Source organism: Thermodesulfobacteriota bacterium (assembly GCA_040756475.1).
Lineage (GTDB): Bacteria > Desulfobacterota > Deferrisomatia > Deferrisomatales > JACRMM01 > JBFLZB01.
The window spans coordinates 1-14,716 of the sequence record JBFLZB010000114.1; the positions used below are offsets into that span (position 1 = coordinate 1).

At 70.8% G+C, this 14,716-nt stretch carries 10 protein-coding genes; 3 read left to right on the forward strand and 7 right to left on the reverse strand.

Annotated elements, in window-relative coordinates:
* Positions 1-515 (reverse strand): hypothetical protein (locus tag AB1578_15455; protein MEW6489300.1); only part of this gene is annotated, 515 nt, incomplete at its 3' end.
* Between the two features lie 91 nt (positions 516-606).
* On the reverse strand, positions 607-9,552 hold the full coding sequence (locus AB1578_15460) for a CxxxxCH/CxxCH domain-containing protein (GenBank protein MEW6489301.1): 8,946 nt from the start codon (positions 9,550-9,552) through the stop codon (positions 607-609).
* A gap of 609 nt (positions 9,553-10,161) precedes the next feature.
* On the opposite strand from AB1578_15460, the gene AB1578_15465 reads away from it, so the two are divergent.
* The 3 genes from AB1578_15465 to AB1578_15475 are packed head-to-tail and all read left to right on the forward strand — an operon-like array spanning position 10,162 to position 11,771.
* Positions 10,162-10,389 carry a hypothetical protein gene (locus AB1578_15465; protein ID MEW6489302.1) on the forward strand — a complete coding sequence of 76 codons (228 nt, stop codon included), beginning with the start codon at positions 10,162-10,164 and terminating at the stop codon, positions 10,387-10,389.
* A gap of 4 nt (positions 10,390-10,393) precedes the next feature.
* Entirely contained in the window at positions 10,394-10,681 is a 288-nt protein-coding gene (locus AB1578_15470; GenBank protein MEW6489303.1) for a DUF493 domain-containing protein, read from the forward strand.
* Positions 10,682-10,703: 22 nt separating this feature from the next.
* Positions 10,704-11,771: a hypothetical protein gene (locus AB1578_15475; protein MEW6489304.1), complete on the forward strand. Its 1,068-nt coding sequence runs from the start codon at positions 10,704-10,706 to the stop codon at positions 11,769-11,771.
* Between the two features lie 144 nt (positions 11,772-11,915).
* Here AB1578_15475 and fliQ read toward each other — a convergent pair whose 3' ends face one another.
* The 5 genes from fliQ to AB1578_15500 are packed head-to-tail and all read right to left on the reverse strand — an operon-like array spanning position 11,916 to position 14,651.
* On the reverse strand, positions 11,916-12,185 hold the full coding sequence (fliQ, locus tag AB1578_15480) for a flagellar biosynthesis protein FliQ (GenBank protein MEW6489305.1): 270 nt from the start codon (positions 12,183-12,185) through the stop codon (positions 11,916-11,918).
* A complete protein-coding gene (fliP, locus tag AB1578_15485) occupies positions 12,182-12,925 on the reverse strand; it encodes a flagellar type III secretion system pore protein FliP (GenBank protein MEW6489306.1) in 744 nt (247 codons plus the stop codon). Before fliP ends, fliQ begins: the two co-directional genes overlap by 4 nt.
* Positions 12,922-13,896 carry a flagellar biosynthetic protein FliO gene (locus AB1578_15490; GenBank protein MEW6489307.1) on the reverse strand — a complete coding sequence of 325 codons (975 nt, stop codon included), beginning with the start codon at positions 13,894-13,896 and terminating at the stop codon, positions 12,922-12,924. Before AB1578_15490 ends, fliP begins: the two co-directional genes overlap by 4 nt.
* Positions 13,893-14,189 carry a FliM/FliN family flagellar motor switch protein gene (locus tag AB1578_15495; GenBank protein MEW6489308.1) on the reverse strand — a complete coding sequence of 99 codons (297 nt, stop codon included), beginning with the start codon at positions 14,187-14,189 and terminating at the stop codon, positions 13,893-13,895. Before AB1578_15495 ends, AB1578_15490 begins: the two co-directional genes overlap by 4 nt.
* A gap of 12 nt (positions 14,190-14,201) precedes the next feature.
* Positions 14,202-14,651: a flagellar basal body-associated FliL family protein gene (locus AB1578_15500; protein ID MEW6489309.1), complete on the reverse strand. Its 450-nt coding sequence runs from the start codon at positions 14,649-14,651 to the stop codon at positions 14,202-14,204.
* Positions 14,652-14,716: the final 65 nt, after the last annotated feature.

A 14,716-nucleotide genomic window follows, 5' to 3' on the forward strand; every position in this document is an offset into this window, starting at 1 on the left:
TAGCGCCCTGCCCCATCGTCCCACACCAGATCCACGTGGACCCACTGCCCCGGGCGCACCGGCTGGTCCAGGGGAAGTGCCACGCCCCACAGGTCCAGGCCGTAGTCCAGGTAGTCCGCGCCGCCGAAGTAGAGCGCGGGCAGGCCCGGGCTCTCGGAGGCGTCCCACGACCACTGCACCAGGAGGACTCCGTACCCGTCCCGGTCCAGGAGGTGGAAGACCGTGCGCCGGCCGCTTTCGAGCGCCAGGTCCTTTCGCTGGAGGTCGAAGGAGATCATCCCGCGGGCGGCCGCGCCGAAGCGGGCGGGGAGATCTACGCTCGGGGGATCCGGGAGGTCGAACTCCAGGCGGTGCTGGGTCCAGCCGCCGCCTTGCCGGCCCGGGGCTGCCCCGGCCCGGGCCTTCCCCGAGAGGTTCTCGAAGCCCTCCCGCACGAAATCCGTAGCCCCTGCAGCGCCTCCCCACAGGAAAAGCGCCGCGGCAGCCGCCGCCAAGGTTCGCGTGTGGGTCTTCATCGGAAACTCCTGGTGACTTCCGGCGGGGGCCCGAAGGTCCCCCGGATCGCTCCCGGCGGCGTCCCATCCGGCGCCGCGCACGGCTCTCCCCCTACTCATTGGGCCCGGCGCTCAGCCGGTGCCACCCGTCCGAGGCCGCGGTCTTGCGGTGGCAGTTGTTGGCGGCGTTGCCCAGGGGGGTCACCCCGGTGGTGCCCGAGCCGTACGCGCTCCACTTGGTCCCCACCACGTTCACGTCCAGGCAGTTGGTCGTGAGCAAGGCCGGCAGGCCCGACGCGTGGGGGGTGTGGCACTTGGAGCAGGTGAACCGGTGGTAGTTGGTCTTGGCCACCTGGGTGGTGCCGTACCAGTCCGACCAGCCGCTCATGGAGCTCCACGCGCTCAAGGCCGGGTGGGTGCCCCCCGCGGGGGTGCCCCACCACCCGGTCGGGAAGGGGCCCCACCGGGTGCTGCCGTCCATGACCTTCGTGCTCTTGTATCTCGGGCCCCAGAACGTACTTAGTTCGGGCTGGCTGGAGGCGGGCATCTGCTGGCCCATGGAGGCGTTGGTTCCCCCGCGCCGGGCGTCGAAGATCTTGCGCTTGTTTGCCCCCGTGCCGCCCAGGACGGCGTTGGAGTGGCCGTTGACCTGGACGCTTCGCCACAGGTTCGTGGCGGCGGTGCTGTTGGGGTAGTAGTCCATGTTGTTCACGTCGGTGCCGTGGCACAGGGTGCACAGCCCCGCCGTGTCCTCCAGGGTGGTGTAGCCGGTCTGGGAGGTGGGATCGTTGCTGTTCTGGTCGATGAAGAAGCCCCCCTTGCCCCGGCTCACGTTGTCGCCGTTGAAGCCCCACAGCCGGGGCATCCCGGCCGTTTGGGCCTGGGACTGGAAGGTGGCCCCCTGGTTCTGGAACTTGTTCTTCGTCGGGCCCCCCGTAAGGGGGTAGGTGTACCCGGGCCGGGGCGGCAGGTCGGGGGGGTAGGGGTTGCCCATCCACTTGCCCCGGAGCCACGGCTTCCCCGTCTGGGGCCGGTTGTTGCCCCCCTGGGCCGAGGGCCGCTCTTCCTGGGACCGGTTCAGGTCGTGGACGTCGTGGCAGTAGGAGCAGCGGATCTGGGCCACGGTCTCCACGTTGGTGCCGGGGGACTGGGTCCAGGTGATGGCCCCGGTCGTCACGTTGACCCGCTTCTCCGCGCTGGAAAACTGGCTCGAGACGGGCTGATCCAGGTTGACGGCGTGCACCGACACGATGCGCCGCCGCAAGGCCGGGTCGTACTGGTCGCGCCAGTAGCCGGTGGTCCAGTTGCTCGTCTTCGTGGTGTAGGCGCTGCTCGTGTAGAGCCACCCGAAGTTGAAGGTCTCGGCGGTGCCGTCATCGGCGGTGGGGAACTGCACCACCGGGAAGCCCGAGGGCGTGGTCTTGGTGCTGTACCCCCACTCGCTCACCTGTGGGCTCTGGGAATCGTGGCAGCCCCAGCAGAACTCGGCCTCGGTGGAGGCACCAGTTGTGGCGGTGCCGCCTAGGTGGATGGCGACCCCGGTCTCCAGGGAGTAGCCCAGCCCCAGGCGGTCGCGCATGTTGAAGGTCGTGCCCCCGCCGCCGGCGCGGTTGTTCCAGTTCGTGGGCGGCGAAGGCACCTTGACGGGGCCGTTGTGGCCGGTGTGGCACTGGTTGCACTGGAGCTTCCAGTTGGTGGTTCCCCCCAGGGTCTGGCTTCGGTTGGCCTTGAGGTGGGAGCCGTAGCCGGCCTGGCCCGTGGCGCCCGGGCGGTTGCCCGCGGGCCAGACCACCTGGGGGGCGGCGGGGTCGCCGCCGCCGTGGCAGCCTTCGCACGAGGACGAGAAGCTGGCCTTGTGGTCGTGGCAGTCGAGGCATCGCGTGCCGTGGTTGTGGTTGTTGGGGAACGAGGTCAGGGCGTGGGCCTGTGCCCCGTCGGCGTGGCAGCGGTCGCACACGCCGTTGTCGGCGGCGCTCGAAGGATCGAGGCCGGTTTCGGCGGAGAGGGTGACTCCTGTGGCCTGCCCCCCCATGCCGTCGGCGATGGTGGTCTTGATCATGGCGATGTTGCTGGTTCCGTGGGGGTCGTGGCAGACGACGCAGGCGTAGTCGTAGGCCGCGTTGGTGCCGTAGTTACCCGTGACCGAAGAGGCGTGGAAGCTCGCCTCCACGATGGCGTCGTAGCCGAGCACCCCCACGGCGGTTCGGCCGGGCACGTGGCAGTCGCTGCAGATGTTGAGGCGGGTCAGGCCGCCACCCAGCCGGGTGCCGTCGCCCGAGAAGCCGGTGATGTGGAGGCCCTGGTTGCTGTGGCACTGGGTGCACTGGGTGTAGCCCGGCGCCGGGTTGCCCGTGGCCGAGAAGGTGCCGGCGCGGCCGTGGCCGCCGTTGTCGGCGGTGTAGCGCGAGGTCTTCTCCGGCGCGGCGACCCCGGCGTTGACCGCGCTGGAGTAGGCGGGGGAGGCCGCGTTGTGGCAGCTCGCGCAGGGGAGCCGGTAGCCGGGGGTGAGCCAGTTGTCCTTGGCGAGCTGGGCGCCGCGGTTGCCCGCCACCTCGGCGGTGGAGTGGCACCGGTCGCACACGTCGGAGTCCGCCAGGCTGGTCACCGTGCCTGCGTTGCTCCCGCTCACGTAATCGTCGAACCAGTTCCAGCCCCGGTCCCGACCCTGGAAATCCACCTGGAATGCCCCGTCCACGTGGCTCGCCGTGGGAAAGGACGCCCAGCCCCGGTCGGTGATCCCCCCGGGCCGGTCGTTGCCGCCCCCCGGGTGGCAGAGCTGGGCGTAACAGCCCGGGGTACCGCCGGTGTGGCTGCGGATGCCGTGGCAGTAGGTGCAGTCCGCCGAGTGGGACCCCATGCCGGGACCCCAGCGGGGGCCGGTGCCGATGGGGGAGAGGTGGGTGGTGTGCTTGCCCCGGGTGACGGCGTTGCCCAGGCCTCCGTTCACGTCCACGTTGTGGCAGGTGCTGCAGTAGGCCGTGGAGTGGTCGTTCCACACGGGGGCGGTATTGGTGCCGCGCACGTCGGCGGGGAAGGCCGCGCCGTGGCAGTAGAAATTGCTGCACTGGGTGGCCGCCGCCCCGGCGCCGTATTTGAGCTGGGCGTTGAAGCCCCCGAAGGCCTCGGTGCCGGTGGGGTTGGGCAGGCCCCCGGTGGCCAGGCCGATGCTCCCGTCGGCGTGGGCGTTGGTGTAGCCGGCCGTGGGGTGGCAGGTGGCGCAGGGGTAGGCCTTGCTCTGGGAGTTGCTGGGCGGAGCGGTTCCGGCCACGTGCACCGGGTGGGCGTCGGGGAGGGCGCCGGGCGTCCACGCCGGGGAGGCGTAGGTTCCCGTGTCGCGGAAGAAGTGGCAGGTGAGGCAGGTGGCCTGGTTGGCCCCCTGGCCGGCGCCGTTCCAGCCCGCGCCGCCGTAGGAAGGGGTGGGGGTGCGGTAGTGGCAGCCGGAGTTGGCGCAGGTGCGGGCCGCGGGGTCGTAGGTGGCCGCGGGGCTGGCATCCTCCCCCGACGCCCCGGCGCCGGGCCGCCAGGACCGGAACCGGTCCCCCGGGCCGGTGCCGTCGTAGAGGTCGACCCGCTGGTCCCCGTCGTCGGCCGCGTGGCCGCTGCCCCCCGGGTCCGGGTGGCAGAACACGCAGATGGCCGTCTGCTGGTTGAAGCTGTACATGGAGGCGGAGAAGTCCCCGTATCCCAGGTAGAGCCCGATGGCCCGCACGTGGGCGTCGTGGGCGCCCGGCTCGTCGTTGGCCCAGGCGGGCGTGCCGCCGGTGCCGCTGGGCCAGAACTGGTTCGTGGCGGTGGACCCGTGGCAGCCGCTGCACGAGGCTTCGAATCCGGCGCTGTGGGGGTGGCACAGGGTGCAGCGCAGGGTGTCGGCGCCGTTGTGGTCGGCCAGGGGGGTGAAGAGGCTCTGGTGGTAGAACTGGGCGCCGCCGGTGGACGCGTGGCAGGTCTGGCAGAAGCCGTAGTAGGTGTTGCCGCTGCCGCGGACCGATGTCACGAGGTCGTCGGAGGTGTACCCGTTGGAGACGTCGAGCCCAGTGACGGGCCGCCGGGAAACCGGGACGCCGTAGGCGCCGTCGGACTGGGTGGTGACCCCTGCCCCGCCCTGGACCATGAAGTGCTGGTCGTCCCCATGGGGGTCGTGGCAGTCCCAGCAGAAGGCGCCGCCGTTGCGGCCCGCCGTGTGGCTGCCGCCGTGGTGGCTCTGGCTCACGTGGGTGATGGCGTGGCCGTTCAGGGCGCCCGTGGCGCTGTGGCAGTCGAGGCACACGGTGTTGTCGTTCTGGGGGTAGCCGGTGTCGCTGAAGTCCACGAACCCGCCGCTGGTGCGCAGCCGGAAGGGGTTGGTCGCCGCGCCGTGGGGTACGGCGGTGGTGTGGCAGTAGTTGGTGCAGGAGGAGAACCGGTTTGCCTGGTTGGCGGCGGGGTTCCCGGAGGGGTACGCGCCTGCCCCGCTGGGGCGGCCGTGGCCCGTGCTCCCCCACTCGTCGGAGCTCACCAGGGCGACGATGCCGTCGCCGTAGACGAAGTTGTCCTGGTCGCCCCCCTGGGCCGCGGTGCGAAGGTGGCAGTCGGCGCACGTAAGCGTGGCGCCCCACACGGCGTTTCCGTCCCCGTGGCAGGAGATGGTGTTGCAGGTGGCGGGCACGTAGGCCGCATCCGAGATCGTGCCCGTGCCGGCCTCGACGGTGAAGGTGGCGCCGCCTCCGGCCAGCAGGTCCCAGGTCTTGTTGGCGTGATTGGCCGCCGTGGCGATGGTGGTGCCTTCGCCGGCCGTGGCGGCGTGGCACGAGCGGCACGCGTATGCTTGGTGCGCCGGGTGGCTGTTCTTCTTCAGGTGGGTCGGGTCGGCCGGCTGGTTCCCGGGCTTCACGGGAGTGTCGTTGGGATAGCTGGGGTAGGCCGCAGCGACGTCGCCGTGGCAGCCGTTGCACCCCAGGGTGCCGGAGACGAGATCCCAGTCGGGCTCCGTCCGAGGGGCGTTGTTGGCCTGGGTGTAGGGGGCGCTGTGGTCCAGGCCCCGGCTGTGGCAGTAGGTGGCCGAGCAGGTGCCATCGGTGGTGGCGTAGGTGCCCTCGTTGGCGGCAAAGGCCACGTTGTTCGCGCCGTTGACGTGGAGCGCGGTGCTCGCGATGGTGTAGTCGGGCTTTACGCCGCCCACCACGGTGGCGTGGCACACGGTGCAGGCGTAGCCGTACTGGCCCGCGGCGCCTCCCACGTGGGTTTGGTGCACGTTGGTGGTGAGGCCTCCCGCAACCGCGTCCACCGCGTGGCAGGTGCCGCAGGCGCCGGTGGCGGCCTGGGTCCAGCGGGTGTCGTTGCGGTAGGCGATGGCCTCGGGGCCCCGGGGCTCGCCGGTGGAGTGGCAGTAGACGTTGACGCAGTAGTAGCCCGTGCCCCCGTTTTCCCGGGGCACCAGGTTCGCCACGGTGCTAAAGGGGGGAATGCCGTCCGCGTCGTAAAAGCCCCCGGTGCTGCCGCCGCGAGGATCGCCGGTGAGCCGCACCACGCCGAAGTTGCTGACGAAGTTCACGGTGCCGTTCTTGTGGCTGCCGCCGCGCCCCAAGCGGGTGTTCTCGGGGATCGTGACGTGGCAGGCGGAACACTGTCCGCCCCCGGCGTCGATGTGGCAGTCATGGCAGCTCAGGCGGTAGGTCTCCACGTGCACGGCGTGGGAGCCGCTGGCCATGGCGGTGCGGTCGGCCTCGGGCCGCGCGGTGGGGAAGGAGGTGGAGCCACTCTGCCAGAAGGTGGCCGTGACACCGTCGTAGGCGTGGCAGCTGTAGCAGTCGAGATTCTGGTTCCAGTAGCGCCGGTAGCCTGGGTTGGCCGGACTCCGGAGGGCGTTGGCGTCGTACGTCGAGGCATGGCAGACGACGTTGGTGCAGGTGTCGTCCACCACGCTCTGGTTTCCCGGCAGCGCCCCGCCTAGCCAGAGGTCGAAGTTGTCGAGCGTCGAATATTGGTAGATGCCCGTGGAGGCCCCCACCGTGGCCGCCTTCACCCCCATGTCGGCGGCGGTCTTGTTGGTGAGGTGGGTGTTGCCGGTGTGGCAGGTGAGAAAGCAGCCCCCGGTCACGTAGGGGGCCGCCCCGGCGGCGTGGGTGGCGTGGAGCCCCAGGGTGGCCGGCGCGGCCGCCTTGTCGGAGGTCCAGGTGACGGTGGTGCCCGTAAACGGGCTCTCGGGGGGCGGGTAGCCGTGGCAGCTCGTGCACCCGGCGCCGAAGTCGTTGTCGTGGGTGTGGCAGGCGGTGCAGCGCTGGGTGTGGGCGCTGTTGTGGTCGGCCAGCGGGGTGTTGGTGGACTGGTTGTAGGACGCGGCCACGGTGTGGCACGTCTGGCACAGCCCCGAGAAGTTGTCGTTCACCAGGTCGGAGGACGTGTACCCGCCGCTGGCCACGTTGAGGCCTGTGACCGGCCGGCGGGTCAGGGGGATGCCGTAGAGGCCGTCGGATTGGGAGGTCACCCCGTCGCCGCCCTGCACCATGTAGTGCTGGTCGTCCCCGTGGGGGTCGTGGCAGTCCCAGCAGAAGGCGCCGCCGTTTCGGTCCGCGCCGTGCTTGCCGCCGTAGTGGTTCTCCCCCACGTTTCGGGTGCCGTTCTTGCCCGTGTAGACGCCGCCGATTCCGTCGGGGTCGTAGCCGGTGCTCCCGGTGCCGTGGCACGCGAGGCAGGCGTCGTTCCAGCCGCGGTGCTCGTTACCGGTGCCGGAGAGGACCCCCTGGTTGGCCAGGCGAAAGGGGTTGGTGGACTCGCCGTGGGCCACCGCCGGGTCGTGGCAGTAGGCGCAGCCTCGGGGGTCCTCCGCGGGACCCGCAAAGGCCGCGGCGGGGTTGTTCGAGGGGTAGGTGCCCGAGGAACGCCCGTGGCCTGCGCTGGCCCACTCGTCGGAGCTCACGGCCGCGAGCGTGCCGTCCCCGTATGCGAAGTTGTCGAGGTCGCCCCCCTGGGCCGCGGTGCGGAAGTGGCAGTCCGAGCACGCGAGCGTTGCGCCCCAGTCGGCGCTGCCCCCGTTGTGGCAGCTGATGCTCGCGCAGGTGGCGGCCCCGCCGGTGGCGAAGACGACCGGCTGCCCGGCGAAACTCCCCGAGGCCTTGAGGTTCTTGATGCCGTTGACGTGAAACTCTAGGCCCGCGATGACGGTGGTGGTGTCGGTGCCCACGGCGGCCACCGTGTCGGCGTGGCAGTGGGCGCAGGTGGCGCCGCCGGCCAGGTGCTGGGGATGGCTCACGGTGGCGATGCGGGTGGGGCCCTCCACGCCGCCGTGGCAGCCGCGGCAGGAGAGGACGCCGGCGTTCCAGGCGGGGGAGGTGGCGGCGCTCGCGCTGCTCTGGCCGTCGCTGTGGCAGTAGAGGCCGGCGCAGGTTGCCGGGCCGGAGTTGTAGGCTCCGCTCGGGTTCAGTGCACCGAAGAGCACGTCTTGAAATCCGCCGTTCAAGTGGCTGCCGGGGTAGCCGCCGTGGCAGTGGGAGCAGTCGTAGCGGTATTGGCCGGTCCCGTCGCCCGCGTGCTTGCGGTGCCCCGTGGTGACTTCCGAGAAGCCCGTGTAGCCCGCGGCCGCCGGGGGCGGCGGTTGCCCGTGGCAGCTCGTGCAGGAGTCCCGGGCCCCCCAGCTCCCCGCCGAGTCCAGGTGCTTGTGGCACTCCTGGCAGTTGTAGTCGGCGCCGGTGGGCCGGTCCCCCTCGCTGTGGCGGCCGCCGGTGAGGAAGGTGGAGAGGGGCCACAAGGGGCGCGTCGGGTCGTCGTCGGCGGTTCTTCCCTGGTGGCACTCCCGGTTGTCGCACAGGCCCGTGCCGTCGACCTTGTAGGTGTGGTCGCCCGGCGAAGTGTAGCGGACGAGCCAGTAGGGCGCCGAGGCGGAGCCGTCGCCGTACACGGGGGTGCCCGCGGCATCCACCTTCGGGATCTGGCGCCGCACCATCTTGACGTTGGGCTCCACCCCCGCCCCGTGGGGCTCGTGGCAGTCGTTGCAGCCGGCCACGGTGGTGGTGCCCCCATGGGCTTTTCCGCCAAACGGGGCGTGGCACGTGAGGCAGATGGAGTAGACCTGGTCGTAGGGGGGCTGTTGGCGGATGGCGGACTGGGCGGAGGTGTTCTCGGCGAACTTGAACCGCAGGGGGTTGGTTCCCGGGGCGTCCTTGGAGAAACGGTGGGCCACGTTCTCCGCGTGGCAGGCGGTGCAGCCCAGCGACCCGCTGGCGATGGTGGCCTGGCCGTGGCCCTTGGCCGCGTATACCCCTGCATCGTCCTGTGCGTGGCAGATACCGCACTTTTCCGGGGTGACCCGCGTCGCCAGGGGATCGGCCGGGTTGTTGGAGGTGGTGCCGTCGGTGCGAAGCGTCACGAGCGAGGTGTTCTGGTAGCTGTTGTGGGTGCCGTGGCACTGGGTGCACGCCGTGGGCACGGCTCCCCCCGCGAGCGTCGTCCTGGCTATGCCGTGGGCCGGCCGGGCCGCCAACGTGCCGTACGCGTTGGGGACCGTGCCCCCGTGGCAGGCGGCGTTGGTGCAGGTGTGCGCGGAGAGGTCGTAGCCGGTCGCGAGCCACCCCACGAGCGTGGCGTGGACGTCGATCCGGGCTGCGCCGCTGGCGTCGGAGTTGTGGACCCGGGCGTTTCCCGCCCCGTCGGACACCACGCCCACGTCGATGCCGGTGTGACAGTCCCGGCAGTCGAAAAGCGAGGTCTGGTCGCCGAAGCCGCTGCGCAGATCGGCCCCGTGCTTGGACGTGGACGAGGCGCCGAAGTGGTCCCACACCCCCTTCATCCGGTCTCGGTTCACCACCGAAGGCGTCGCGTTTCGGTCGTGGCAGAAGAGGCAGGGGGCCTGGGGGTTCGACTCGGAGATCCCCAGGGCCACGGAGCGGTCGGACTTCTTGAGCAGGTGGGTGCCCACCACCATCTTGGACTTGGAGACCGCGTGGCAGTCGTAGCAGATCGCCCCCGGGGGGTAGTGGGTGGCGGCCCAAGCTGCGCCAAAGCCGGCAGCGAGCCCACAGGCCAGACCCCATCGGGCCAGCGCTGACCGGATCAAACCGAACCGCCGGTGCAATGCCCCCGCCATGTCGTCCTCCGTATGCGGTAGCGCCTTTGGCCTCTCGGCCGGTGCGCGAGTCTTCCCTGCTCCCCAGCGTGCCCTTGGGACGATGCCGCTGGGGGTGTTGCCCGGGCGTGGGGCAGAACCGGAACATTTCTAATAGAAAGAACTTTCACAAATGTTCCCGCGCCGAGCCCCGCATATTCTCGACGGCCATCCCTCCCGCCGCCCCATGGGGACCGTGGAAGCCGTGGCCTTCTCACGGATTTCCCCGGCGGTGGCGGCGCCTTTCGCAATTTCGGCAACATAGGGCGGGAACTTGAGCGGTCCTTCCCGCTGGGAACCCCCTCCCGCCTCCGCGGCGCCAGCGGTGGACCCCACAGGCCGCGGCACGACGCTCTTCCTCGGATAACCGCCCGGATACTTGCCGCGCAACGGGGAAGTTGCAGACGTATAGAACGGTCGGCAGTGTCAAATCAACTGCTTTCGCTGGCCGCCGGGGATTCGCCCCATATCGAGAGGTTCTCCTCGACGGCACGCCGGGGCGCAGGGCACAGTGCCCATGCCGGTGCTGACATCGGGAGGCGGATGTCGTAGAATCCGGCCCTCGAAGCCCACCCCATCCCCCCGGAAGCCATGACCCAGACCCCCCAGACGAAATCCAAGACCGGCCAGGACACCAGCCACCGCGGGAGCTTCTTTCGCATGACGGGCCGCGGCTCGTGGCACACCGAGGCCCACCGGGAGTACGGGGTGGTGTGGTCCCTGTGCGGGATGCGCACCGTGGTCTCCCAGGCGGAAACGCGCGACGAGCTCGCCCCCGGGGACACCCCGTGCACCCGGTGCGCGGGCCGCAAGCCCTGACCCCATGGCGGAGCGCACCGGCGAGCGCGTCCCGGTGGAGGAGCTCCTGGAGTTCCCCACCGTGTACAGCTTCAAGGCCATCGGGCACCACACCCGCGAGTTCTCGGAACGATGCCACCGCCTGGCCCGCGAAGCCCTGGGCGGGGACCGCAGGGTCGAGCTGCGCACCCGCCTGAGCCGCCAGGGGACCTACCTCTCGGCCACCCTCACCGCCCGGATCGAGACCGCCGAGGAGCTCAAGGAGGTCTACCGGGTGCTGCGCCAGGTGGACGGCCTCATCACCCTGCTCTGACCCTTGTCCCGGGAGACATGCCATGCCGCGCTTCGCCCTCGTTGCCGCCTCCTGCCTCCTGACTGCCGGCTGGGGCCTGGCGCCGCCGCCCGCCCGTGCCCAGGAGGCACAGGACCCCCGGGAGACCCGGCTCGCCAACGTGACCGCCCTGACCGACGACGGGGACAACGGGGAGGCCTACTGGAGCGGGGACGGCACCCGCCTCATCTGGCAGTCGAACCGGGGCGGGGAAGCGTGCGACAAGATCTGGGTCATGGAGGCAGACGGGTCGAACAAGCGCCGGGTGAGCCCGGACCAGGGGGCCCACACCTGCGCCTTCTTCCTTCCCGGGGACGAGCGCATCGTGTTCGCCTCCACGAGCCATCTGCCCGGGGCGTGCCCCCCCAAGCCCGAGATCGGGGGACACCGGTACGTGTGGCCGCTGCATCCCTACGACATCTACGCGGCCAACGCCGACGGCTCGGGGCTGGTGCGCCTGACCGACAACCCCAAGTACGACGCGGAGCCCGTGGTGCGCGCCGACGGGCGGATCGTGTTCGGCTCCCAGCGGGAGGGGGACTTCGACATCTACGCCATGGATGCGGACGGCGGCAACGTCACCCGGCTCACCGACCGGGTGGGCTACGACGGGGGCCCCTGGTGGAGCCCCGACGGCAAGCGCATCGTGTGGCGCGCCTGGTACCCCGAGACCCCGGAGGAAATGGCCCTGTGGGCCGACTGCATGGCCCGCGACTACATCGTGGCCGTGCCGCTGGACCTCTGGGTGATGGACGCCGACGGGGGAAACAAGCGCCGCATCCTCCACAACCGGGCCACCAACTGGGCCCCCTCCTGGCACCCGGACGGGGAGCGGATCGTCTTCTCGAGCAACATGGACGACTGGCGAGACGACCTGGGCACGTTCGGGCACAACTTCGAGCTCTACCTGATCCGGGCCGACGGCACGGGGCTCGAACGGCTCACCTACAACACCACCTTCGACAGCTTCCCCATGTTTTCACCCGACGGGAAGAAGCTCGCCTTCGGCGCCAACCGAAACCCCCAGAAGCCCCGGGCCACCGACATCTTCGTCGCGGACTGGGTGGAGTAGCCCGCCCCCGCGGCACAGCCGGGGGCACCATTCCCATCCCCATCGAAATCGAAATCGCGATCGAAATCGAAATCGACGGCCGATACCGATCCCGATTTCGATTTCGACCGACGGAGCAACGCCGCCGGGGGGCCCGTGGCCCCGCTACCCCACGAACCGGTGGAAGCTCAGGAAGAGCTCGGTGGCGTAGCTGAGCATGACGTTCATGGCCCAGGGGAGGGAGAGGAGGAAGACCAGGAGGATGGCGAGGAACTTGGGCACGAAGGTGAGCGTCTGCTCCTGGATCTGGGTCACCGCCTGCACCAGGCTGATGAGGACCCCCACCACCAGCGCCGTGATGAGCAGCGGGCTCGCCAGGAGCACCGTCACCTCCAGGGCCTGACGGCCCACGGCGACCACGTCGTCGGGGTTCACCCGAGGAAGCTCCGCGCGAGGCTCCCCACCACCAGGTTCCAGCCGTCCACGAGCACGAAGAAGATGAGCTTGAAGGGCAGGCTCACCATCATGGGGGGCAGCATGAACATTCCCATGCTCATGAGCACGCTGGCCACCACCAGGTCGATGATCACGAAGGGGATGTAGAGGAGGAACCCGATCGTGAAGGCCGTGCGCAGCTCGCTGATGATGAAGGCGGGCACGAGCGCGGTCATGGGCACCTCGTCCGGGGTGCGGGGCGGCGCGAGCTTGCCCAGGCGCACGAAGAGCGCGATGTCCTTCTCTCGGGTGTGGGCGAGGAGGAACTTCTGCACCGGCGGCCGGGCGTTCTCCAGGGCCTGGGCCTGGGAGATGCGGCCGTCCAGGTAGGGGCGCAGCGCGTCGCCGTACACCCCGTCCCAGGTGGGGGTCATGACGAACAGGGTGAGGAAGAGGGCCAGCCCCACCAGCACCTGGTTGGGGGGCATGGCCTGGGTGCCCAGGGCGTTTCGCAGGAAGGAGAGCACTACCACGATCCGGGTAAACGAGGTGAGGAGGATCAGGATCGCGGGTGCCAGCGTGAGGACCGTGAGCAGGAACACGATCTGGAGCGTGAGGGCCACGTCCTGGGGCCCCGTGGCCCGCTCCAGCCCGAACCGGAGCGCGGGGATCAGCTCCTCCTGGGCCGAAGCCCCGGTGGCGGCGAGCAGAAGCAGGAGGGCGGGGAGGACCCGCCTCACGGCGTTCCCCCTCCGGCCGGAGGACGCCGGCGCAGGGCGGCTAGGCGCTCTTCGGGGCTCGTCGCGGCACCCTCGCCCGGCGATCGGTTCCCGGCGGGCGCGGCCGTTGCTCCCTGTCCCGGTTCCGCGCCCTCGATGTCCAACCGGTTGCGCAGGGCCGTCTCGAAGGGGGTCTCCCGAAACCCGTACTGCCCGTTGAGCCGCTCCAGGGCGGCTTCGTCGCGGATCTCGGCAACGAGCCGCAGGCCTTCGGGGCCCTGGGAGAGGAGCCACACCAGCCCCCCCACCTCCACGAGCACGAGCCCCTGCCGGGGGCCCACCGCCCGGGCGGCGAGGACCCGGATGGGGCCGGCCCGCCGCCCTCCGGCCAGGAGGCCGCCCCCCGAGAGCTTGCGGAGCGCCCACACCAGACCCGCCAGGAGGGCCAGCACCAGGAGAAGGCCCGAGAGCAGCCGAAGGAGCCCGGGTCCCGGCTCGTAGGACGGCGAAGGCGTTTCCTCCAGGCCGCTCAGGTACCCCAAGTCCCCGGCGTCCCGGTCGGGAACGGCCGGTGGCGCAGCAGCGGGGGGCGGCGCCTGCGCCGGCTCCGGGGAGTGGGGGGGGGGCGGGTGCGGGCCGGAGGTCTCGGTCCGAGCCGGCTCGGGGGGCGGAGCAGCCGCCGCCGGCTCCGGGGCGGTTGCCGGGAGCCGTCGCAGGCTTCGGGTGACCACCCATCCCTCACCCCCGGCGTGGCGCACCCGCGTCCACTCTGCGCGCTCCCCCAGCACCTCGACCTCGGCGCCCCGGGCGAGGCGTCCCACCCGGCTGGCGCCCAGGTTCGGGCCCGACCGCACGTTGACGGTGGGCTCCTGCCACTCTACCCGGGCGCGTTCCTGCCCCCAGGCGGGAGCCCCGGCGCCCCAGGAGAGAGCCAGGGCGAGCAGGAGGAGGGCGGTGCGGGCCGGTGCCCGGGAAAGGGAAGGCCCGTTCACCGGTCCGTCCCCACGATCTTGGTGAGGCGGGCCCAGAGCTTGTCCTTGATGATGATGACTTCCGCCCGGGCGAAGATCTCGCCGTTCAGGGAGAGGTCCATGGGCTCGCCCGAGAGCTTGGTGGTGACCACCAGGGAGCCCACCTCGAGCCCCAGGATTTCCCTCACCCGGGTGCGGGTACGCCCGATCTCCACCGTGAGGCGAAGCGGGATGTCGCGCAGGATGCCCCAGTCGCGTTTGTCTCCCCCCTCGTCCCCCCGCTCCGGTGCCGGGGGCTGGGCCGCTCTTGCCACCTGCCCCTCCTGCTACTGAACCACGAACTCGGTGAAGTAGACTTCCACGACCCGGCCCGCGGCGAGAAAGGCGTTGAGCCGGTGGATGATCTCGTTGCGCAGGCGCTCCTTGTCCGCCACCGTGGCCAGGTCGGCGGAGCCCTTGCTGGAGAGCAGGGTCAGGAGCGAGTCGCGCACCTTGGGCTTGAGTCCGTCGAGCTCGGGCACCACCGCGCCGGAGTCGAGCTCGAGCTGCAAGACCACCTTGAGGAACTTGGGCCGCCCCGGATCCGCCAGATTCACCATGAAGGGCTCGACGGGGTAGACGGGCCCCAGGGTCACCTTTGGGGGCGCAGCGGGCGGCGCCGCTTCGGAGGCGGCCCGGGAGGCGACCCAGGTGTTGTAGGCGACGAAAGCGCCGCCGGCGACGCCGGCCACCAGCACCACGACGACCAGCAGCAGGATGACGCGCTTCTTGGGCATGGGACCCTTCCTTACCACGGTCTCGGACCGCAAACAAGCGAAGAGGGGAGGGCGGGAAACCCGCC